The organism is Herbiconiux sp. FW305-C-125, from assembly GCF_058783455.1.
Genome location: NZ_JBYSYO010000016.1, coordinates 17047 through 37925, shown reverse-complemented (window position 1 = coordinate 37925; position 20879 = coordinate 17047). Strand labels below are relative to the sequence as shown.

Sequence of the window (20879 nt, the reverse complement as noted above, 5' to 3'; positions counted from 1 at the left end):
GTCCGGCCGGTCAGCCGACGGCGCTGAGCGCCTCGGAGAGTTGCACGAACCGGCGGTGCCGATCGCGCACCAGCGGCACGAGGCGCGCATCGGGCTCCGCGAGCTCGGCTGACGCGGTGTCGGCGGCGGCGAATTCGTCCGCCCACGACGCGGCTTCGGCCGCGATCACGGCCGCGCCGAAGGAGGAGTCACGATCGGTGAACACCACCGTGCTCTCGAGCGCCGTCGCGATGACGGTGCGCCAGCGGGCACTGCGGCCGCCGCCCCCGCCGAGACGCACGGTGCCGTCAGCCGTGGGCAGTCCGCCGATCGCCGCGCCGAGGCGGGCCAGCTCGAACGCCACGCCCTCCATCGCCGCGTAGGCGAGGTGTTCCGCGGTGTGCTGCGCGGTCAGCCCTACGAACGAGCCCGGCGCACCGCCCGCCGCCTCGCGGTGGCCCTGGAGGTAGGGCAGGTAGATGGGCGAGTCGCGCGCACCGGCCGTCGTCGCGGTGAGCTGCGCCACCGAGGATCGCGTGATGCCGGCCAGCCAGGTGAGCGAGAGGCCCGCCGCGTGCGTGGAGTCCAACGCCAGCCACACGTCGTCGTAGGAGTGGCGGAAGGCGCCGGCCCGGGGCGCGCCGTCGCCCGCGAAGGCCACCCCAGAAGTGCCGAGCGACAGTCCGAGCGTCCCCGGTGCGGTCACGCCGAGAGCCACCGCCTGGGTGGCCTGGTCGCCGCCGCCGCCCACCACGGGCACGCCGGTGAGCAGGCCCAGCAGTTCGTCGTCGAAGGCGCCGGTCGTGGTGACGACACCGCTCACGGCGTGCGAGGGCAGCACCGCCGGCAAGATGCTCGCATCGACATCGGCTGCCGCAGCCACCTCCGCCGACCACGACCCGGAGCGCGTGTCGAAGAGGCCGGTGGCCGAGGCGTCCGCGGGTTCGGTGGAGACGCCGGCGCCGAGCCGGCGGCGGATGTCGTCCTTCGGGTTCAGCACGAGGCGCACCCGCGCGAAAGTCTCCGGTCGGTGCCGGCGCAGCCACATCAGGTGCGCCACCGTGAAAGCCGGCATCGGGGTGTTGCCGGTGATCTCCACGTAGTCGGGCACTGCATCCTGCAGCATCCGGCACTCGGCCACGGCCCGCTTGTCGCTCCAGAGCAACGCCGGATGCACGACCTCGCCGAACTCCCCGAGCAGTACGCTCGTGTGCATCTGGCCGGTGAGGCCGATGGTGGTGGTGTCGGGACCGATCACCGCTCCGGCGGCGACCAGGTCGGCGAGCAGACTCCGAGCGGCCTCCGTGACGGCGCGCCACCAGTCGTCGGGGTCCTGTTCGACGGCACCCTCGAACGGGATGGCGGTGGGGTAGGGCGACGAGCTGGCGAGGAAGACGCGGCCGGACTCGGTGAGAGCGGTGGCCTTGACCGAACTCGTACCGACATCGAAACCGATCGCGATGCGGCCGAGCCCCGCGTCGGCCGCCTGGCCCGCTGGGCCACTCACCACAGGGTGTACCCGCCGTCGATCACGATCACCGAGCCGGTCATGAACGACGACGCCTCTGACGCCAGGTACAGGGCGGTGGGAGCGATCTCCTCGACCGAGCCGTACCGCTGCATCGGCACCTCGTCGCGCCAGTAGTGGCGGTAGTCCTCGTACTCCGTCGACGCGATCTCGGTCTGCACGTAGCCGGGAGCGATCGCGTTCACGCGCACGCCCTTGGTCGCCCACTCGGCCGCCAGCGAGCGGGTGAGGTGGTGCACCGCCGCCTTGGAGATGCCGTAGGGCGAGTGCCACTGCGGACGGTTCACGATGAGCCCCGACATCGAACCGACGTTCACCATCGTGCCGGAGCCGTTCGCGGTCATGGTGCGGCCGAAGATCTGGCTGGCCTTCCACACCGCGTCGAGGTTGGTGTCGAACAGGCGCCGCCATTCGGCGTCGTCGAGTTCGAGCGCGTCGGCGTGGAAGCCGATGCCGGCGTTGTTCACGAGTACGTCGACGGTGCCGAAGCGCTCGACGACCTCGTCGTGCAGCGCCTGCAGCGAGTCGCGCTCGCTGACATCGGTGGCGATGGCGACCGCCGCTCCGCCCGCGGCCTCGATCTCGGCGACCGCCTCGGCCGACTTGGCCTCGTCGCGGGCCGCGATCACCACCTGGGCGCCGGCATCCGCGAAGCCGTCGGCGATGCCCCGGCCGATGCCGCGATTGCCGCCCGTGACCACGGCGACCTTCCCGGCGAGGGAGAACTTCTCGAAGATGGACATGCTGTTTTCCTTCTGGCTAGATGCGACAGTGCAGGCGGTGGATCGGGGCGATCAGGGCGTGGCGGGCAGGCGCAGTGCCGACGCGACATCCGTGCCCGGCAAGGCGCCCGTCATCACCGCGACGACGTCTTGCATGGAGGTGACCTTGGGGTCGACGACCGCCTCGCGGCGGCCCAGGCGGTGGATGTGGATGCGATCGGCCACCTGGAAGATCTCGGGCATGCTGTGGCTGATCAGCACCACGGGCAGCCCGCGTTCCTTGACCCGGAGGATGAGGTCGAGCACCTGCCCGGTCTCGCGCACGCCGAGCGCTGCGGTCGGCTCGTCCATGATGACGACGTTCCTCGCCCAGGCCGCCGCGCGCGCCACGGCCACGGCCTGGCGTTGACCACCCGAGAGGGTCTCGACCCGCTGCGTGATGGACTGCACCCGGATGCCCAGATCGGCCATGTGCTGCGCCGCTTCCTTGCGCATGCGGGCCTTGTCGAGGTTGCGGAAGAGCGCACCGCCGATGCCCGGCTTCCGGAGTTCACGGCCGAGGAAGAGGTTCGCGGCGATGTCGAGCTCGGGCGCCACGGCGAGTTCCTGGTAGACGGTCTCGATGCCGGCGTGCCGGGCGTCGAGCGGAGTCTTGAACTGCATCCGTTCGCCGTTCAGCCGGATCTCGCCCGCATCCGGGATGAGTGCTCCGGTGAGCGCCTTGATCAGGCTCGACTTGCCCGCTCCGTTGTCGCCAACCACCGCCAGCACCTCGCCTTCGGCGAGCTCGAAGTCGGCGCCGCCGATGGCGGTGACGTGCCCGTACTTCTTCTTCAGCCCGGTCGCCTGGAGCACGATCCCGTCGGTCATGTCCGCTCCTTCCGTCGCACGATCTGGTCGACCAGCACCGCGATGATGACGAGCGCGCCGGTGGCGATCTGCTGGTAGAGGGAGTCGATGCCCGCCTGCGTCAGTCCGTTGGTGAGCACGACGACGATGAGCGTTCCGATCAGGGTGCCGATCACGCCGCCGCGCCCGCCGAACAGGCTCGTGCCGCCGATGACCACCGCGGTGATGCTGTCGAGGTTGGCCGTCTGGTAGGCACTCGGATCGGCGATCGGGGTGCGGCCCATGGCCTGCCAGGCGGCGAGTGCGTAGATGAGGCCGGCCACCACGTAGACCGAGAAGAGCACCCGGCCCACCTTGATGCCGTTGAGCTTCGCGGCGTTCGGCGAGTCGCCGACCGCGTAGACGTGTGTGCCCCACGCGGTGCGGGCGAGTACGTAGGCGACGCCTGCCGTGAGACCGAGCCAGAGCAGCATGCCCCAGGTGACGGTGAAGCCGCCGAAGCTCGGGCCCTGGCCGAGCACCGTGAGGAGTCCTCGTTCCACCGGCAGCGACTGCGAGTTCGTGAGCAGGCGCGCCGCGGCGGTGAGGATGGTGAGCATGCCGAGCGTGACGATGAACGGGGGCAGCTTCCAGCGCGAGACGATCCAGCCGTTCAGGGCGCCGGCGGCCGCGCACAGCACGAAGCCGAGCAGCAGCGCCACCACCACGTTGCCGCCGGAGGCGAACTGCGCGATGACGATGGTGCCGAGCACCATGATGGCGCCGTTGGCCAGGTCGATGCCCGAGGTGAGGATGATGAGCGTCTGCCCGATGGCGAGCGTGCCGATCACGACCGACTGCTGCAGCATGAGCGAGAAGTTCGGCGCCGTCAGGAAGGTGTCGGTGGCGACCGAGAAGACCACCACGGCCACCACGAGAGCCACCAGCGGACCGGCTAGCTGCGTGGCGAAGAGCGCCCGCGACCGGTCGCGGAGGCCCTGTCTCTGCGTCGACGGCTCGGGGCCGGGGCTGCCGTGCGGCCCGGCGGCCGCGGGCCGGGCTCCGGCGGGAGTGGTGCTCACCAGGTGCTCCTTCGTTCGGGGTGGGACGGGAGCCGGCCGCGCACGTCGCGGCCGGCCGGTCGGGCTACTCGCCCCAGCAGTTCTGCAGGCCCCACTCGCTCGTCTCCGACTCCACGCCGTCGACGGGCTGGTCGGTGATGAGGGTGGTGCCGGAGTCGACCACGCCGCTCGGCTTGGTGCCGTCGGCCACGTAGTCCATGATCGCCTGCACGGCGAGTTCGCCCATCTTCGACGGGAACTGCATCACGGTGGCGCCGATCTCGCCGTCGGCGACACTCTGCACGCCCGAGCAGGAGCCGTCGATCGACGTGATCTTCACCTGATCCTGCTTGCCGGCGTTGCTGATGGCGATGTAGGCGCCCTGCGCGGCGGGCTCGTTGATGGTGTAGATCGCGTTGATGTCGGGGTGGGCCGACAGCAGGTTCTCCATGGCGCTCTGGCCGGTCTCGACGTTCGCCTTCGTGAGCGCGGTGCCCACGATCTCGGGCGAGTCATCCGTGAGCCCGAAGCCCTTGAGGAAACCGTCGTGGCGGGCGCCCGCCGTCTTGTCGGAGAGGTCGTAGTCGAGCATCGCGATCTGCGGCTGCTCGTCGCCGAGGGCGGCCTTGGCCCACTGGCCCATCAGCTCTCCACCGGCGAGGTTGTCGGTCTCGAACGAGCCGTCGGCGGCATCCACCGGGTCGAGCGAGGTGTTGACGGTGACGACCAGGATGCCGGCGTCGCGCGCCTTCTGCACCACGTCGACGAGCGCGCTCGCGTTCGCGGGGTCGAGCACGATGCCCTTCACGCCGCGGGCGATCATGTTCTCGATGGCGGCGACCTGGGTGGCGGAGTCGCCGGCGGTCTTCGACTCGGCGGTCATCACCTCGAGGCCGGCGTCTTCGGCGGCGGCCTTGGCGGCCTGCTGCAGCTTGGCGAAGAAGGGGTTGGCGAGCTGCTGCTCGACGATGCCGATGGTGTAGCCGTCTCCGTCGCCCGCCGCAGCGGTGGAGTCGGCGTCGCCGCCCCCGGAACATGCGGTCAGGGCCAGACCGGTGGCCAGGACGGCGGCGGATGCGAGGCCCAGGCGCAGCGTGCGGCGCGCCCTCGATGTGCTGCGAAGCGTCATTGCTTTCTCCTTACGTCGTTGTGGTGCAGGGTGCGTGATCGGCACCAGCCTCCCATCACTTATGCAGCTTGTCAAACCTTATGGGGCTTCGTTATGTAAATGGGTTTACCATAGCTAGACTCCTGGTCACGGAGTCTGAGCAGCGCCGCTGGGAATGGAACAGACGTGAACGACAGGCAGATCCCCTCGACCAACGCGGGGCCGGGGGCGGTGCTGGCCACCATCATCCGGGGCGAGGCGACGACCAAGTCGGCCATCGAGGCCGCGACCGGGTTGTCTCGCCCGACCGTGGCCGAGCGCGTGCGAACTCTGACCGAAGCCGGCCTGGTGAAGCAGACGAACCGGCGGATGTCGTCGGGCGGCCGGCCGGCCACCGTACTCGAGTTCGACCCTCGGGCAGCGGTGACGCTCTGTGCCGACATCGGGGAGGAGCGGACGCGGGTGGCGATCGCCGACCTCCGGGCGAGCATCATCGTCGAGACGGTGCTCGAGGTGGCCGTGGGAGAGGGGCCGCAAGCGGTTCTCTCCGCCATCGCCGCCGCGGGGCGGACCCTGCTCGGCGACGACGAGGTGCGCGGTGCACCCCTGGCCGGCGTCGGCGTCGGGCTGCCCGCTCCCGTCGACTTCGGCACCGGGCGCACGGTGGGCTGGTCGGTGATGGCGGGCTGGGACGGCTACGGCGTCAAGGAGCACTTCGCCCGCGAGTTCGGCGTGCCGGTGTACGTCGACAACGACGTGAACCTGCTCCTGCTGGCCGAACAACGACTCGACTGGCCGACGCAGTCGCACCTGCTGTTCGTCAAGATCGGCACCGGCATCGGCAGCGGGCTCGTCGTCGACGGGCACATCAACCGGGGAGCGTTGGGTGCGGCCGGCGACATCGGGCACGCGCACGTCTCGGGCTACGGCGACCCGCTCTGCCGCTGTGGCAACCACGGCTGCCTGGAGGCGCTGGCCGGCGGCTGGGCGCTGGCCCGCGATCTGCGCAGCCGCAACCCGCAGTACGCGGGCGTGACGAGTGCCCGCGACGTGGTCGCGACCATCCGCCGAGGCGATCCGGATGCGGTGGCCCTCATCCGTGAGGCCGGGCGCATGCTGGGCGAGGCAGTCGCCTTCGCCACCAGCCTGCTCAACCCCCAGGTGATCGTGGTGGGCGGCGAGCTGGCGAAGGCCGGAGATCAGCTCATGGCGGGCGTGCGCGAACTCGTCTACCAGCGCTCTTTGCCGCTGGCCACGAAAGACCTCGTCATCGCACCGAGCCGCCTCGGCGAGGAGGCCGGCGTGATCGGCGCCGCCTTCCTGGTGTCCGACGCCCTGCTCGATCCCGACCGCATCGACCGGATGCTCAGCGTCGCCCGACCGTGAGGATCGCCTCCCGCACCCGGTCGACCGTCATACCGCGCGCCGCGAGCGCCTGATCGGCCGGGGCGGACAGGCCGAAGCCGTCGATGCCGACGATCACGCCCGCCGGACCGGCGACGTCGTGCCACCCGAAGGGTGTTGCGGCCTCCACCACGACGCGTGCGGTGACGGCGCGGGGCAGCACCTCTTCCCGGTAGCCGTCGCTCTGCTCGTCGAACCACTCCCGGCAGGGCATGGAGACCACGCGCACCCTGCTGCCGCTGGCGCGCGCCTCGGCGGCTGCCGCCCGCGCGAGCGCGACCTCGCTCCCCGTGGCGACGACGATCACGGTGAAATCGTCGTCCTCGTCGACGACGTGCGCGCCGCGCCGCACCCCCTCCGCGACGGCGGCGCCGGATGCCATGGTGACCGACACGGCCTGACGAGCCAGCACGATCCCGGCCGGCCGGCCCCGCTCCAGCACGGCGAGCCACGCCGCACCCGTCTCGGCGGCATCGGCCGGGCGCACCACGGCGAACCCGGGCAGTGCTCGGAGCGCTGCCAGATGTTCGATGGGCTGATGAGTGGGCCCGTCGCTGCCGAGGGCGACCGAGTCGTGGCTCCAGAGGTGCACGACCGGTAGCTGCATGAGTGCGGCCAGACGCAATGCGGGCTTCTGGTAGTCGCTGAAGACGAGGAAGGTGCCCGCGAACGCCGGCGCCCGGCTCGGGCCGGTGGCGAGGGCGATGCCGTTGAGGGCCGCCGCCATGGCGTGCTCACGCACACCCCAGTGCACGTTGCGGCCCGTGCGCGACTCGGGGAGGAAGCTGCCGGCGTCCGCGATGGCGGTGCGGTTGGGTTCGGCGAGGTCGGCGGAACCGCCCCAGAGGCCCGGCAGCGCCGCGGCCAGCGCCTGGATGCTCGCTCCGGAGGCATCCCGGGTGGACACCGACTGCCCGGCCTCGTACCGGGGCAGCACGGCGGCGAGCTCGGCGAGATCGTCGGGGCCGAGGGGGCGGCGCTCGCGATCGACGGCGGCCGCAGCATCCGGATCGGCCTCCGCCCACGCCGCGCGCACAGCGCTCCAGCGCTCGTGCTCAGCGCGGCCGCGTTCCCGGGCACGGCGCGCGTGCGCCACCGCCTTCTCGTCGAGGGCGAACGGAACCGGGCTCGCCCCCAGAGCCTCGCGTACGAGCGCTGCTTCGGCACCGCCGAGCGGAGCGCCGTGAGCGGCCGCGGTGTTGCGGGCGTTGGGTGCCGGCCACGCGATCTGCGACTTCAGCACGACGAGCCGCGGCTTGCCGGCTTCCCGGGGTGCGGCGAGCACCTCCGCCAGACGGGCGAGGTCGACGTCGCCATCGGCCGCGAGCGCCACGTGCTCGACCTGCCAACCCTGCGCGGCGAATCGCGCCCCCGTGTCCTCGGCACTCGTGAGCGACGTGTCGCCGTCGATCTGGATGTCGTTGTCGTCGTAGACGACGGTGAGGTTGTCGAGTCGGTGGCGGCCGGCGAGCGCTCCGGCCTCGGCCGAGATGCCCTCCTGCAGGTCGCCGTCGCTCGCGAGCACGTACACCTGCTGGTCGAACGGGGTCGGTGCCTCCGGATCGATCGCCGCCGGGGCTCCGGGGGCGAAGCGGGCACGGTCGCGGGCGAACGCGAGCGCCATGCCCACGGCGGTGGCGAAGCCCTGACCGAGTGGTCCGGTGGTGGTCTCGACGCCCGGCGTGTGACCGAACTCGGGGTGGCCCGGCGTCAGCGAGTCGAGGGCGCGGAAGCGCTTGAGCTCGTCGAGTGGCAGCTCGTACCCGGTGAGGAAGAGCTGGGTGTAGAGCAGGATGCTGGCGTGCCCGCAGGAGAGCACGAAGCGATCGCGTCCGGCCCACCCGGGGTCGGCGGGGTCGTGTCGCAGCACCCGCTGGAACAGCAGGTGGGCCACCGGCGCGAGGGCGATGGCCGTGCCAGGGTGCCCCGAGCCCGCCTCCTCGACCGCGTCGAGGGCCAGCAGCCGGGCCTGCACGATAGCGGCGGCGTCGAGTTCGGCATCGCTGCGAGGGGTGTTCTGGTGGGCACGGTCGTTCGAGGTCATGGCACCGACGGTAGGCGACTCATCATGACGTCATAATGAATCAAGACGACTGGCCTGGGGGTGACGGATGCGCGCGGGACTCGCGAAATACGTCGCCGTTCGCGAGGCCCTCGCCGAACGGCTGCGATCGTTGCCGGTCGGCGAACGCCTGCCGGCCGAGCCGGTGCTGTGCGCCGAATACGGCGTGAGCCGCATCACCCTCCGGCACGCCGTCGATGCGCTGGTCGACGCGGGCCTGGTGCGGCGGGAGCACGGGCGAGGCACCTTCGTCGCCGGCACGACCGCTGTGGTGCGGTATCCCGAGCGCTTCGCGCGCGGAGTCACCGGGTTCCACACGCAGCAACGTGCCGAGGGGCGAACGGTGCGTTCGGTGGTCGACCGGCAGCACGTGACACCGGCGTGGCCGGAGATCGCCGCAGCGCTCGACCTCGCGCCGGGCGCCCCCGTCGTGGCGCTCGAGCGACGTCGCAGCGTGAACGGGTCGCTGCATCATTTCGCGCGGAGCTTCGTCGCGGCCGACCGCTTCCCGGCCATCGCGACGCATGACTTCACCGACGCGAGCCTTCTGGAGTTCCTGCGCGCCGAGTACGGTGTCGCACCGCAGCGCAACGACGTCGTCGTGTCGCTCGGAACCATCGGCGCACGCGAGTCCGAGGCGCTCGGAGCCGAGGTGGGTGCCGCGGTGCTGGTCGCGCGGTCGACGGTGTTCGACGCCGCCGGCCCCTTCCTGCACGGCATCGCGTCGTTCGCCTCCGGCAGCAGTCAGTTGGCCTTCGGCCTCTCGGTGGATTGACCTCCGGCGCGCGCGGGCGCCCGCCTCATCGCTGCGCCACGAGCTTGGCGGAGATCGTGTCGCGAAGGGCTCGGGCATCCGGGTCGGCCGGGGAGAGCTCGACGATGCGGTCGAGGGTTGCGAGTTCGGCCGTGAGGTCGCCCTGTGCATCCTGGGCGGCGGCCAGCGCCCGGAGCGACGGGATGGAGTCGGGCGTGAGCGTCAGCGAGCGTTCCGCCCAGGCTGCGGCGAGCGCCGGGTCGACGCCGGTCTGCAGCGCCGCGTTCGCGAGCGATTGCGCGGCGATGGATGCGACATCCGCGTCCCATGGGCGCAGCGTCGCAGCGACGTCGAACGCGGATTGCGCGGCAGCGCCGTCGCCGCTCGCAGCCGCGACGACGCCCTGCTGCAGCGGGATCTCGGCCACCGCCGTGATGGTGAGCGCCAGCGCCCAGAGCGCCAGCGCCCAGAGCGCCAGCAGCGAGGTGCGCACGAGTGCGGGAACCCGCCGTCGGGGCGCACTCGGTGTGCCGGCCGGCTGCGTCAGCCCGTCGGCCGCCGAGCGGGTGGGGGCCGCGACCAGCACGCCGGCCAGCACTGCGCCCAGGATGCCCGTCGCCGGCACGGTGAAGCTCGTCAGGAGGGCCACCGCGAGTGCCGTGAGCGCGGCGAGGGCGCCGGCCAGAACGGTGGTGTGCGCACCCGCTCGGTCTCGTGCGGGATCGCCGCGGCGATCGTCTGCCGCACCGCGCGCGGGCAGGGTGCGCCACCAGGCGCGCGCGCCGACGGCGAGCACGGCGACGCCCAGTGCGACCACCGCGAGCGCCAGCAGCACCCCACCGCCGAGCGCGGCCTGGAGCACCACATTGTGCGGCGAATCGAGCACCGTCTGGCTTCCCACCACCTCGAACCACGCCACATCGTGAACCGCCGGCACGGCGTCGACGAAGGAGTTGGGGCCGAGTCCGGTGAGCGGTCGCTGGGCGAGCAGGATGATCGCGTCGCGCCAGATCGCGACGCGGTCGGACACGCTCTGCGCCGAGAACGCGTCGGTGCCGAGCAGCCGCTCGCGGGTCGCGGGGAGGGCGAGCGCCGCGGCCACGACGACGAGCAGCCCGCCGACGGATGCGCCCAGCATGGCGAGCATCCGCGCGACGCCGCACGACACGGGGGCCGGCGCGGCGCGGCGCAGCCGCAGCACCTCGAGCACGATCAGCACCACCGCGCCTGCCGCGAAGCCGAGCAGCGCACCCCGCGACGCCGAGAGCACCACCGACACCACGCCTCCGGCCGCGCCGGCGACGGGGAGCAGCCAGCCCGAACCCCGCGGCCGGCTGCCGCGAGCGGGTGTCGCCGCCACCCGCGCGACCACGACCCGCACTGCGACCGGCGCCAGCACGAGCGCGAACGCGGCGCCCACGGCGCCCTGATCGGTGGCGCTGCCGAGCAGCGCACCGGGCCGATCGAGGTTCGTGGGGATGGGCTGGAGCCCCAATGCCTCGAGCACCCCCACGACGCCCAGCAGAACGGAGGCGGTGGCGACGGCGGTGTGCCAGGTCATCCGCCGCCCGGCGCTCGCCCCCGGGCCGAGGAGTCGCGCACCCAACCACGCTGCACCGATGTAGACCGGAAGCGTGACCGCGCCCTCGTAGCGGGGCCACCGACCCCAGAACGCCGCCCACGGGGTGTCGGAGAAGGCGACGCCCACGAGCAGGAGGGCTGCGACAGCGGCGAGGGCGCCGACGAACCATCGCGGCAGCCGGCCGGCGCCGAGGGCGAGGCTGGCCGCGACCACGGCGAAGGCGGCAACGGCGTCCTTCGGCAGATACCAGCGGGTCATCGCCTCGGGCAGGAAGACGATCAGCGATGCCACCACGAGCCAGAGCCCTGCCCGCGCCCAGGCGAGGTCCCGCGGATGCTCGGCCACCGAGCCGCTCGCGCGTTGCGTCGAGGAGCGGCCGGGCGCCGAAGACGAGCGACGGCTTCGCGGCGGTGCCCCAGCGGGCGACGGAGCACGCTTGGGGGAGGGCGAGCGCGAGGATGCGCGTGCTGCCATCGTCGCCTCCCCCGGTGCCGTGCGGTGCTCGTCGCCGCGGCGCGCAGCCGGCGCGGTGTGGCGCCGCACGAGAACGCTACACGCTCCGCCCGCGCGCGAGCGCGCCCCCATTTGGGCGGGCAGGCGCTGGATCGTCGCGGTCAGGCCGCCACGCCCGCGCCGGTGACGGTGAGGGCGATGAGCACGACGTTGAGGGTGACGATGAGAGCGACCACCGTCCACGCGACGATGCGCACGGGCATCCGGTCGGCGAACTCGCCCATCAGCGCCCGGTCGCCGGTGAGCCGGATGAGCGGGATGAGTGCGAACGGGATGCCGACGCTCAGCAGCACCTGGCTGAGCACCAGCGCCCAGGTCGGGTCGATGCCGGCGCCGAGCACGATCAGCGCCGGCACGAGCGTCACCACCCGGCGCGCCACGACCGGAATGCGAACGCGGAGCAGGCCCTTCATGATGACCGATCCGGCGTAGGCGCCCACCGAGGTCGACGCGAGGCCCGAGGCGAGGAGACCGATTGCGAAGATCGTCGCGATGACTGGCCCGAGCGCGCTCTGGATGGCGGCGTAGGCGCCCGGGATCGTGTCGGTGCCGTCGACCCCGCGCAGGCTCGACGCGGCGAGCAGCAGCATCGCGATGTTGACGGCGCCGGCGAGCACGAGCGCGATCACGACGTCGGCGCGGGTGGCGCGCAGCAGCCGGCGCAGCCGCGGCGCCGACACGTCGAGCTGCGGCGCGACCGACGGCGCGTTCGTGAAGTCGGTGGTCTCGGCGAGGGCGGCGAACTCGACGTGGTGGCGGTCGCGCGCGAGCGCCGAGTGGAGGTAGATGGCGTGCGGCATGACCGTCGCGCCGAGCATGCTGGCGGCCAGGAGCACGGTGGGGGCGCCGTCGAAGCGCGGCACCAGGCCGTCGGCGGCGGCGGGCCAGTCGACGTTCGAGACGAAGACGCCGGCAAGGAAGCCGAAGGCGATGACGGCGAGCAACCCGATGATGAGGAACTCGAAGGTGCGCTGCCGCCGGGCGTTCTGCACGAGCAGGAGGGCGAGCGAGACGACGCCCACGATGAGCCCGCCGAGCACGAGGGGCACGCCGAACAGGAGGTTGAGCGCGATCGCGCCGCCCAGCACCTCGGCGATGTCGGTCGCTGCGGCGACGATCTCGGCCTGCACCCAGTACGCCCGGCGCCCCCAGCGTCGCGTGCGCGCGCCGACGTGCTCGGGCAGGGTCTTGCCTGTGACGATTCCGAGCTTGGCCGACTGGAACTGGATCAGCACCGCCATCGCGTTCGCCAGCACCAGCACCCACACCAGCAGGTAGCCGTACTGCGCGCCCGAGGTGAGGTTGGCGGCGACGTTGCCGGGGTCGACGTACGCGATCGAGGCGACGAAGGCCGGCCCGAACAGCGCGAGCGCGTGCCACCAGCGGGGCCGCGCGCCGGCAGGGTCGCCTGCCCGCCCCACCCGCGGCGCCGTCGCATTTTTAGGCATGCCTAAAAGTAGCACAGCAGCGCTATCGATCCGTCACGTGTGGTTGGTATGAGCGGCCGATTCCAACCACACGTGACGGGTCGGTGCATCCGCTCGCTGCGATACTGGCGGGATGGAGCTGCTGACCGACGAGGGCATGGAATTCGTGCGCGATCGTCACCTCGCGACGCTGTCGACCCTGCTGGCGGATGGCTCGCCGCACGTGGTGCCGGTCGGGTTCACCTTCGACGGGGAGACGGTTCGCATCATCACGAACGGCCCGAGTCAGAAGGTGCTCAACGTGCGGCGTGACCCGCGCGCGAGCGTGTCGCAGCTCGACGGCGGACGCTGGGTGACGCTGAGCGGGCGGGCGCGCATCCTCGACGATCCCGCCTCCGTGGCCGACGCGGTCGCCCGGTACGCTGTGCGCTACCGCCAGCCGCGCGAGAATCCGCTGCGCGTCGTCATCGCCATCGACGTCACCCGCGCGATGGGGTCGGCCGGCCTCGTGCTGCCGCGCTCGGGGCGGCCGCAGTCGGCGGGCACGGCCTAGGCTGGAGCGGTCATGTCGAGCCCAGCATCCGCATCCGGTGCCCCCCGTTTCGTCGCGGGCCGGGATGTCGCGGCCGAGAACTACCTCAAGACCATCTACGCGCACACCGAGTGGCAGCCCGACCCCATCACGCCGTCGGTGCTCGCGGCACGGCTGGGGGTCGCGCCGTCGTCGGTGACCGAGATGGTGAAGAAGCTCGCGGCGGGCGGGTTGCTGGCGCATGTGCCGTACGGTCCGCTGACGCTGACCGAGGAGGGGCGGATGCGCGCCACCGGCGTGGTGCGCCGGCACCGTTTGATCGAGACCTGGCTCGTGCGCGAGATGGGATACGAGTGGGACGAGGTGCACGACGAGGCCGAGGTGCTCGAGCACTCGATCAGCGACCGGTTGCTCGACGCGATCGACGAGCGGCTGGGGCGGCCGGCGCAGGACCCGCACGGTGATCCCATCCCCACGGCGACCGGCGAGGTGCCGGTGTTCGCGGCGGTGCAGCTGACGGATGCGGCGCCCGGCCACGAAGGACGGGTGGTGCGCATCGCGGACCGCGATCCGGCGTTGCTGCGGCACCTCGCGGGGTGCGGGGTCGGGCCCGGCACACGGGTGCGGGTGCTCGGCGCGGGCGCCGGTGCGGGCGCGGCGCGGGCCGTTGAGGTGCTGGGCGATGGGCCGGAGCGGGTGCTCGAGGTGGTCGAGGTGTCGGCTCCCGAGGCGGTGTGGCTGAGCGCGTGATGCCGCCCGCTGCTGGCGGCGCGACGCGCTGAGGGCGCGAGACCGGAGTCCGAGCTGGATTGGCCGCGCTGCAGATCAGGTTGGCGACGGGACGATCCCGCGAGCCCAGAACGCGCGAGCGATGGAGCGCGCTGAGGGTCAGGGTGCGGGCGGGTCGGCGTCCGACGCCCGGAGGGCCGCGAGGGCGCGCGCGAGACCGGTGAGCTGGGCGGCGCGGGTGGCGTCCTCGCGGTGGAAGACGGCGAGCGCCTCATCGGCCCGACGACGGTCGGCCTTCGAGTCGGGGCGGGCGAACGCGGTGCGGGCCAGCTCCGTCATGCGGGCCCGGTCGGCGTCGCGGGCGGCCGGGTCGTCGACGCGAGCGAGGTATTGGCGGAGCACGCCCACGGCCTCGCCCGGTCCGTCGTAGGCGGCCACGAAGGTCGCGCGCGCGGTCGCAGAGCGAGTCACCGTGTCGAGCGCCGAGCGCGCGGCACGAACATCCACCGCGGCCGTAGCCGGCCCGGCACCCCGCGACCCGACCGCGTCACCCACCGCCCCGTCCGACGGCGGGTTCTGGCCCGTGGGCGATACGACCGCACCGCCTTCGCCGCCATGCGTCGCTGCCGCCAGGGCCACTCCGGTCGCCGCCCGTCCATGCGCGAGCCCGTCCGTCCCAGACGCATTCGGATCGGACATGCTCCGATGCTAAGCCGCGCCGTCATCCCTCCTACCCTCAGCCACCAGTCGTTCACCGAGGCTTCGCCCAACCGATGCCCGCGCCCACCCGCGAGGGGCGGGGAGGGGCGAGGCGAGGTGCGCGCGGGGTCAGCGGAGCGCCGCGAGCGCAGCGACGGACTCGCGCAGCGCGTGCGCGGCGGCGGCGAGCTCGTCGCGCGTCGTGTCGGGCGTCAGCGTGAAGCGCACCGCCGTCTGCGCGACCTCGGGCGCCAGCCCGATCGCGAGCAGCACGGGCGACGGGTCGTCGCTGCCGGCCGCGCAGGCCGAGCCGCTCGACACGATCACGCCGCGCTCCTCGAGCTGCAAGAGCACCGCCTCGCCGCTCGTGCCGGGAAAGCAGAACGAGGCCACCGAGGGCAGCCGGAGCTGCGGATGCCCGGTGAGCCGCGCATCGGGAACCTCGCGCAGCACCACACCGATGAACTCGTCGCGCAGCGCACTCGTGCGGGCGGCCGCAGCCGCGACGAGAGCCGGTGACGCCGCGCGCACGGCCGCCGCGAGCCCCACCGCGAACGCCACGTTCTCGGTGCCCGAGCGGCGCCCCCGCTCCTGGCCGCCGCCGTGCACGACGGGCTCGAGCAGCAGACGTTGCCGCACCGCGAGCGCCCCGACGCCCTTGGGCGCGCCGAGCTTGTGCCCCGAGATGCTCAGCGCATCGACGCTGAGCGAGTCGAGCCGGACGTCGAGCCACCCCGCCGCCTGCACCGCATCGCTGTGGAACGGCACTCCGGCGGCCCGCGCGATCTCGCCCAGCCGCGCGATCGGCTGCACCGTGCCGATCTCGTTGTTCGCCGTCATCACCGTCGCGAGCGTCGTGTCGGGGCGCAGCACCTCGGCGAACGCATCCGGGTCGACCTGCCCGTACCGGTCGACCGGCACCACCGACACCGCGAACCCGTGCACCCGCTCGAGGAATTCGACCGATTCGACGACGGCCGGATGCTCGACCGCACTCAGCACCACGTGCCGGCCCCGAGGGTTCCCCAGCGCGATCCCCTTCACCGCGAGGTTGTCGGCCTCGGTGCCGCCGGAGGTGAAGACGACCTCGGCGGGCCGGCAGCCGAGCCACTCGGCGAGCGTGCGGCGGGCGTCGGCGAGCGCCCGCGACGCCGACTCGCCTACGCCGTGATGGCTCGACGGGTTGCCGAACTCACCGGTCAGGTAGGGCCACATCGCCTCGAGCACCTCGCGCTTGACGGGGGTCGTCGCGGCGGCGTCGAGGTAGATCATGGCGCGAAGCCGATGTCGAGCCCGAGGTCGAGCGAGCGCACACTATGTGTCAGGGCGCCCACCGAGATGATGTCGACGCCGGTGGCCGCGATCGCCGCCACCGTGTCGAGGTTCACCCCGCCGCTCGCCTCGACGAGTGCGCGGCCGGCCACCTGCACGACGCCTGCCCGGAGGTCGTCGAGGCTGAAGTTGTCGAGCATGATCGTGTCGACGCCGGCGGCGAGCACCGCCTCGATCTGGTCGGGGCGGTCGACCTCCACCTCGAGGTGGGTGGTGTGCGACATCCGTGCCCGCACCGAGCGGAGCGCCGCCGTCACGTCGCCGCCGTGCTGGGCGGCGAGCACCGCGAGGTGGTTGTCCTTCGCCATCACGGCGTCCGACAGCGAGTAACGGTGGTTGTGGCCGCCGCCGTCGCGCACCGCGGCGCGTTCGAGGGCGCGGAGCCCGGGCGTGGTCTTGCGGGTGTCGACGATGCGCGCAGCCGTTCCCGCGACGCGCGCGACGTACTCGGCGGTGAGCGTCGCGATGCCGCTCATGCGCTGCGTGAGGTTGAGCGCCACCCGCTCGCCGCGCAGCATGCCGCGGGCCGGGCCGGTGACCGTGGCGAGCACGGCGCCGGCCTCGAACGGCGCACCGTCGGGCTGGTGCAGGGTGGTGCGGATGCGCGGGTCGGCCGCCGCCATCGCCGCCGCGAACACCGCCCCGCCGCTGAACACGCCGGGCTCACGCGCGTCGAGGGTGGCCTCGACCTCGGCGTCTTCGGGGATGAGCAGCTCGGAGGTGATGTCGCCCCAGGGCGCGTCCTCGGCGAGGGCTCGGGTGACGACGTCGTCGATGAGCTGGGCGGTGAGCATCACGCGGGAACCTGTTCGTCGGGGGTGGGAGCGAGCGCGGACTCCAGCGTGCCGGTTGCCGAGGCGGGCGATGCGGTCGGAGCGGTGGGGACGCGAGAGAAGCGGGGCACGGAGGCGCTGGCGGCATCGGGCGCAGACGCGAATGCGAGCGCCGGCGCGGGAAGGTCTGAACGCGTTCCCGCCGGCCCGTGGGCCGTGAGGTGGTGGGCGAAGCGCGGCTCGGTGGCGGGGTGGTCGGCCCGGAAGTGGGCGCCGCGCGACTCCTCGCGGGCGAGCGCGGCGTCGACCAGCACGCGGGCCAGCTGCAGCAGGTTGGCAGTCTCGCGGCGGTCGACCGGCGAGCGCTCGTCGAGCGAGAGCTCCCAGCCTGCCAGCACGTCGCGGGCGTCGCGCAGCCCGGCGGCGTCTCGGTGTACGCCGGCGGCGCGCCACATGAGCGCGTGCAGCTCGGCTCGGGTGGGTTCGGTGGTCTCACCGCGCCGCGCCCGCTTTGAGCGCGTGCCCGACAGCAGCGCGACCGAGTTCGGCAGTCCGGCCCAGGTGCCACCGGCGACGGTCGAGCGCCCCGCGTCCGCGTCGATCGCGGCGGCGCAGCGGTGCGCGAACACGAGCGACTCGAGCAGCGAGTTCGACGCCAGCCGGTTCGCCCCGTGCACCCCTGTGCACGCGACCTCGCCCACCGCGAACAGGCCGGGCACCGAGGTGCGCGCGTCGAGGTCGGTGGCGACCCCGCCCATCCAGTAGTGCGCCGCGGGCGCCACCGGCACCGGCTCGCGCGCCCAGTCGAAGCCGTGCTCGCGGCTCGCGGCCGAGATCGTGGGGAACCGCCGCTCCAGCTCCTCGGCCCCGATCGCGGTGGCGTCGAGCACGACCGGCGCACCGGTGCGCTCCATCTCGGTCGCGATCGCTCTGGCGACCACGTCGCGCGGCGCCAGTTCGGCCAGCGGATGCTCGCCCACCATGAACCGCTCCCCCGCCGCGTTGCGAAGCACGGCGCCGTCGCCGCGCACCGCCTCCGACACCAGGAAGGCCCCCGGCACCGCGAGCGCGGTGGGGTGGAACTGCACGAACTCGACGTCGGCGAGCACAGCGCCGGCGCGGAAGGCCGCCGCAGCACCGTCGCCCGTCGTCACGGCGGGGTTCGTGGTGTGCGGGTAGAGCTGCCCGATCCCCCCGCTCGCCAGCACGACCACATCGGCCTCGAGGGTCTCGGCGCGGCCGTCGCGCAGCACCACCACACCGGTCGCGTGCCCGTCGCGCACCACGATCTCGGCCAGGAACGTGTGCTCGAGCATCCGCACCGCCGTCGCCCGCACCGCACGCACGAGCGCCCGTTCGACCTCGAAGCCGGTGGCGTCGCCGCCCGCGTGCAGGATGCGGTGGAACGAGTGCGCTCCCTCGAGCCCGGCGTCGAACGCGTCAGGGTCGTCGGCCGCACGGTCGAACTGCACGCCCCAGGCGATCAGATCCCGGATGCGCGCCGGCCCCTCCGTGCAGAGCACCCGCACCGCCTCGGGGTCGCTGAGCCCGGCGCCGGCGGCCAGCGTGTCGGCGATGTGCGACTCCACGCTGTCGCCGGGCATCACGGCAGCGGCGATGCCGCCCTGGGCGTACCGCGTGTTGCCCTCGTCGATCGTCGACTTCGTCACGACGGTGACGTCGTGCCGCTCGCCCAGCGTCAACGCGGTCACGAGCCCCGCGACACCGCTGCCGACGACGACCACGCGCATCCGCCGCGCCCCGGGCCCGCGGCCGACTGCATCGGCGCTCATGGGCGGGCCGCGAGCATCCGCTCGAGCGCCACGCGCGCCGGCACCGCCACGTCGTCGCCGACCGTGATCTGATTGACGACCCGGCCCGCCACGAGCTCCTCGAGCACCCAGGCGAGGTAGCCGGGGTGGATGCGGTACATCGTCGAACAGGGGCAGATCACGTCGTCGAGGCAGAAGATGGTGTGCTGCGGGTACTCGTTCGCGAGGCGCTGCACCAGGTTGATCTCGGTGCCGATGGCGAAGGTCGACCCGGCGGGTGCCGCCTGGATGGCCTTCACGATGAAGTCGGTCGACCCGGCCGCGTCGGCGGCGTCGACCACGGGCATCGGGCACTCGGGGTGCACGATCACGCGCACGCCGGGGTGCTCCGCCCGGGCCTTCTCGATCTGCGCCACCGAGAAGCGCTTGTGCACCGAGCAGAACCCGTGCCACAGGATGACCTGCGCGTCGACCAGCTCGTCGACGCTCGAACCGCCGAGGGGCTTGCGCGGGTTCCACATCGGCATGCGCTCGATCGGCACACCCATCGCCTTGGCGGTGTTGCGGCCGAGGTGCTGGTCGGGGAAGAACAGCACCCGCTGCCCGCGCTCGAACGCCCACTCCAGCACGGTGGCCGCGTTCGACGAGGTGCAGACGATGCCGCCGTTGCGGCCGCAGAAGCCCTTGAGGGCGGCCGAGGAGTTCATGTAGGTGACCGGGATGAGCGGCACCCGGCCCTCGGCATCCGGCTCGGTTCCGTAGATCTCCTGCAGCTGCGCCCACGCCTCCTCGACCGAGTCGATGTCGGCCATGTCGGCCATCGAGCAGCCCGCCGCGAGGTTCGGCAGGATGACCGACTGCGACGGCTTCGCGAGGATGTCGGCCGTCTCGGCCATGAAGTGCACCCCGCAGAACACGATCGCCTCGGCCTGCGGCACGGTCAGCGCGGCATTGGCGAGCTGGAACGAGTCGCCCACGAAGTCGGCGTACTGCACCACCTCGTCGCGCTGATAGAAGTGGCCGAGAACGACGACGCGGTCGCCGAGCGTCTCTTTGGCGGCACGGATGCGCGCATCCAGTTCGTCTTTCGACGCCGTCTTGTACTCCTCGGGCAGCTGGCCCTGGCGCGGCGCCTCGGCGGGGATGGGGTCGGCCATCGAGGCGCCCGGCCCGTAGGAGGGCATCGGGAGGGCGTCGAACACCCACGGGCCGTCGGCGAGGTCGGGCGTGCACGCCTCGGCGGTGACGGCGGGGTCGCCGGCCACGATGAGCTGGATCTCGGTGTCGACCGACATCGTCGCGGGAGTGTTCATGAGAGTGCGGCTTTCTCGCGGAGGGGTGATGCGCCGACGGGCCCGCGGGCGAGCGGGTCGAGGGCGCTGTTGTAGCGGTAGAGCTTGGGCGGGCGGTGGCGGGTGCCGGCGACGACGTCGCCGGTGGGCACGATGGCGCCCGCCGATTCGAGCTGGCGACGGAAGTTCGCCGGGTCGAGCGAGCGGCCGAGCACCGCCTCGTGCACCTCGCGCAGCGCCGCGAGGGTGAACGTCTCGCCGAGGAAGGCGTGGGCGATGCGGCTGTACTCCACCTTGTTGCGCAGCCGCCAGACGGCGTACTCGACGATGGAGTTGTGGTCGAAGGCGAGCGGTGGCAGATCGTCGACCGAGAACCAGGCGACGTTCTCGCTCGAGTTGCTGCCGGCCGACTGCGTGACCTCCGCCGAGTTCACCAGGGCCCAGTAGACGATCGACACCACCCGTTCGCGCGGCTCAGGCGCCTCGCCGGGCCGCTCGTCGAGCGGCGAGCGGTCGAGGGTGCCGAACGCGTAGAGCTGTTCGAGGTAGCTCGGCGCGAGCGCGGTGGTCGCGGCGAGGGTGCGGGCGGCCGAGGTCTCGAGGTCTTCGTCGGCTCGCAGCGGCCCGCCGGGCAGCGCCCAGTGCCCCTGATAGGGCGGCCGGATGCGCCGCACGAGCGGCACCCAGAGCGACGGCAGCGCGGTCGGCCGGTCGGGCCGGAGCGCGAAGATGACCGTCGAGACGGCAAGTGTCACGCCGGCGTCGTTCGCGGTCATCGCGCT

At 72.7% G+C, this 20879-nt stretch carries 18 protein-coding genes; 4 read left to right on the top strand and 14 right to left on the bottom strand.

Annotation, left to right across the window (positions count from 1 at the left end; translation table 11 throughout):
* Positions 1-10: 10 nt before the first annotated feature.
* From AC3WLB_RS23415 to AC3WLB_RS23395, 5 genes are all read right to left on the bottom strand, one after another.
* The gene (locus AC3WLB_RS23415) at positions 11-1486 is read right to left on the bottom strand and encodes an FGGY family carbohydrate kinase (protein WP_492510265.1); all 1476 of its coding nucleotides are present in this window, start codon (positions 1484-1486) and stop codon (positions 11-13) included.
* Positions 1483-2250, bottom strand: coding sequence for an SDR family NAD(P)-dependent oxidoreductase (locus AC3WLB_RS23410; RefSeq protein ID WP_492510263.1), 768 nt, complete (start codon positions 2248-2250; stop codon positions 1483-1485). The genes AC3WLB_RS23415 and AC3WLB_RS23410 overlap by 4 nt, the downstream gene beginning before the upstream one ends.
* Positions 2251-2301: 51 nt before the next feature.
* Positions 2302-3099, bottom strand: a complete 798-nt coding sequence (locus AC3WLB_RS23405; protein ID WP_492510261.1) for an ATP-binding cassette domain-containing protein — start codon at positions 3097-3099, stop codon at positions 2302-2304.
* On the bottom strand, positions 3096-4139 hold the full coding sequence (locus tag AC3WLB_RS23400) for an ABC transporter permease (protein WP_492510259.1): 1044 nt from the start codon (positions 4137-4139) through the stop codon (positions 3096-3098). The genes AC3WLB_RS23405 and AC3WLB_RS23400 overlap by 4 nt, the downstream gene beginning before the upstream one ends.
* 64 nt (positions 4140-4203) lie before the next feature.
* A complete protein-coding gene (locus AC3WLB_RS23395) occupies positions 4204-5247 on the bottom strand; it encodes a substrate-binding domain-containing protein (protein WP_492510257.1) in 1044 nt (347 codons plus the stop codon).
* Positions 5248-5412: 165 nt separating this feature from the next.
* Between AC3WLB_RS23395 and AC3WLB_RS23390 the strand changes: the two genes are divergently transcribed.
* Positions 5413-6612, top strand: a complete 1200-nt coding sequence (locus AC3WLB_RS23390) for an ROK family transcriptional regulator (protein WP_492510255.1) — start codon at positions 5413-5415, stop codon at positions 6610-6612.
* Here AC3WLB_RS23390 and AC3WLB_RS23385 read toward each other — a convergent pair.
* The gene (locus tag AC3WLB_RS23385) at positions 6593-8674 is read right to left on the bottom strand and encodes a transketolase family protein (protein WP_492510253.1); all 2082 of its coding nucleotides are present in this window, start codon (positions 8672-8674) and stop codon (positions 6593-6595) included. The two genes, AC3WLB_RS23390 and AC3WLB_RS23385, sit on opposite strands and share 20 nt — an antisense overlap.
* 67 nt (positions 8675-8741) lie before the next feature.
* Here AC3WLB_RS23385 and AC3WLB_RS23380 point away from each other — a divergent pair, with 67 nt between their 5' ends.
* A complete protein-coding gene (locus AC3WLB_RS23380; RefSeq protein WP_492510251.1) occupies positions 8742-9467 on the top strand; it encodes a GntR family transcriptional regulator in 726 nt (241 codons plus the stop codon).
* A gap of 25 nt (positions 9468-9492) precedes the next feature.
* On the opposite strand, the gene AC3WLB_RS23375 is transcribed toward AC3WLB_RS23380, so the two are convergent.
* Both AC3WLB_RS23375 and AC3WLB_RS23370 read right to left on the bottom strand, forming a co-directional pair.
* Positions 9493-11571 carry an O-antigen ligase family protein gene (locus AC3WLB_RS23375; RefSeq protein WP_492510249.1) on the bottom strand — a complete coding sequence of 693 codons (2079 nt, stop codon included), beginning with the start codon at positions 11569-11571 and terminating at the stop codon, positions 9493-9495.
* Positions 11572-11642: 71 nt separating this feature from the next.
* The gene (locus AC3WLB_RS23370; RefSeq protein WP_492510247.1) at positions 11643-12989 is read right to left on the bottom strand and encodes an Nramp family divalent metal transporter; all 1347 of its coding nucleotides are present in this window, start codon (positions 12987-12989) and stop codon (positions 11643-11645) included.
* A 112-nt stretch (positions 12990-13101) separates the two neighbouring features.
* Between AC3WLB_RS23370 and AC3WLB_RS23365 the strand changes: the two genes are divergently transcribed.
* On the top strand, positions 13102-13521 hold the full coding sequence (locus AC3WLB_RS23365; protein ID WP_492510245.1) for a PPOX class F420-dependent oxidoreductase: 420 nt from the start codon (positions 13102-13104) through the stop codon (positions 13519-13521).
* 12 nt (positions 13522-13533) lie between these two features.
* Positions 13534-14250: a metal-dependent transcriptional regulator gene (locus tag AC3WLB_RS23360; protein WP_492510243.1), complete on the top strand. Its 717-nt coding sequence runs from the start codon at positions 13534-13536 to the stop codon at positions 14248-14250.
* Positions 14251-14388: 138 nt separating this feature from the next.
* On the opposite strand, the gene AC3WLB_RS23355 is transcribed toward AC3WLB_RS23360, so the two are convergent.
* The 6 genes from AC3WLB_RS23355 to AC3WLB_RS23330 all read right to left on the bottom strand — a co-directional run bounded on the left by AC3WLB_RS23355 (position 14389) and on the right by AC3WLB_RS23330 (position 20873).
* Positions 14389-14928, bottom strand: coding sequence for a hypothetical protein (locus AC3WLB_RS23355; RefSeq protein WP_492510241.1), 540 nt, complete (start codon positions 14926-14928; stop codon positions 14389-14391).
* A 129-nt stretch (positions 14929-15057) separates the two neighbouring features.
* Positions 15058-16200, bottom strand: a complete 1143-nt coding sequence (locus AC3WLB_RS23350) for a cysteine desulfurase family protein (protein ID WP_492510239.1) — start codon at positions 16198-16200, stop codon at positions 15058-15060.
* Positions 16197-17054, bottom strand: coding sequence for a carboxylating nicotinate-nucleotide diphosphorylase (nadC, locus tag AC3WLB_RS23345; protein WP_492510237.1), 858 nt, complete (start codon positions 17052-17054; stop codon positions 16197-16199). The genes AC3WLB_RS23350 and nadC overlap by 4 nt, the downstream gene beginning before the upstream one ends.
* Positions 17054-18826, bottom strand: coding sequence for an L-aspartate oxidase (gene nadB, locus AC3WLB_RS23340; protein WP_492510235.1), 1773 nt, complete (start codon positions 18824-18826; stop codon positions 17054-17056). Before nadB ends, nadC begins: the two co-directional genes overlap by 1 nt.
* Positions 18823-20118 (bottom strand): quinolinate synthase NadA, encoded by a 1296-nt coding sequence (gene nadA / locus AC3WLB_RS23335; RefSeq protein WP_492510233.1) that lies wholly within the window; start codon positions 20116-20118, stop codon positions 18823-18825. Before nadA ends, nadB begins: the two co-directional genes overlap by 4 nt.
* Entirely contained in the window at positions 20115-20873 is a 759-nt protein-coding gene (locus tag AC3WLB_RS23330) for an NUDIX hydrolase (protein ID WP_492510231.1), read from the bottom strand. Before AC3WLB_RS23330 ends, nadA begins: the two co-directional genes overlap by 4 nt.
* Positions 20874-20879: the final 6 nt, after the last annotated feature.

Bases quoted from the DNA above. Each gene is read 5' to 3' on its own strand.
- AC3WLB_RS23395 (WP_492510257.1), bottom strand. From the start codon at position 5,247: ATGACGCTTCGCAGCACATCGAGGGCGCGCCGCACGCTGCGCCTGGGC.
- nadA (WP_492510233.1), bottom strand. From the start codon at position 20,118: ATGAACACTCCCGCGACGATGTCGGTCGACACCGAGATCCAGCTCATC.
- AC3WLB_RS23405 (WP_492510261.1), bottom strand. From the start codon at position 3,099: ATGACCGACGGGATCGTGCTCCAGGCGACCGGGCTGAAGAAGAAGTAC.
- nadC (WP_492510237.1), bottom strand. From the start codon at position 17,054: ATGCTCACCGCCCAGCTCATCGACGACGTCGTCACCCGAGCCCTCGCC.
- AC3WLB_RS23360 (WP_492510243.1), top strand. From the start codon at position 13,534: ATGTCGAGCCCAGCATCCGCATCCGGTGCCCCCCGTTTCGTCGCGGGC.
- AC3WLB_RS23385 (WP_492510253.1), bottom strand. From the start codon at position 8,674: ATGACCTCGAACGACCGTGCCCACCAGAACACCCCTCGCAGCGATGCC.
- nadB (WP_492510235.1), bottom strand. From the start codon at position 18,826: ATGAGCGCCGATGCAGTCGGCCGCGGGCCCGGGGCGCGGCGGATGCGC.
- AC3WLB_RS23370 (WP_492510247.1), bottom strand. From the start codon at position 12,989: ATGCCTAAAAATGCGACGGCGCCGCGGGTGGGGCGGGCAGGCGACCCT.
- AC3WLB_RS23410 (WP_492510263.1), bottom strand. From the start codon at position 2,250: ATGTCCATCTTCGAGAAGTTCTCCCTCGCCGGGAAGGTCGCCGTGGTC.
- AC3WLB_RS23380 (WP_492510251.1), top strand. From the start codon at position 8,742: ATGCGCGCGGGACTCGCGAAATACGTCGCCGTTCGCGAGGCCCTCGCC.
- AC3WLB_RS23330 (WP_492510231.1), bottom strand. From the start codon at position 20,873: ATGACCGCGAACGACGCCGGCGTGACACTTGCCGTCTCGACGGTCATC.
- AC3WLB_RS23355 (WP_492510241.1), bottom strand. From the start codon at position 14,928: ATGTCCGATCCGAATGCGTCTGGGACGGACGGGCTCGCGCATGGACGG.
- AC3WLB_RS23365 (WP_492510245.1), top strand. From the start codon at position 13,102: ATGGAGCTGCTGACCGACGAGGGCATGGAATTCGTGCGCGATCGTCAC.
- AC3WLB_RS23350 (WP_492510239.1), bottom strand. From the start codon at position 16,200: ATGATCTACCTCGACGCCGCCGCGACGACCCCCGTCAAGCGCGAGGTG.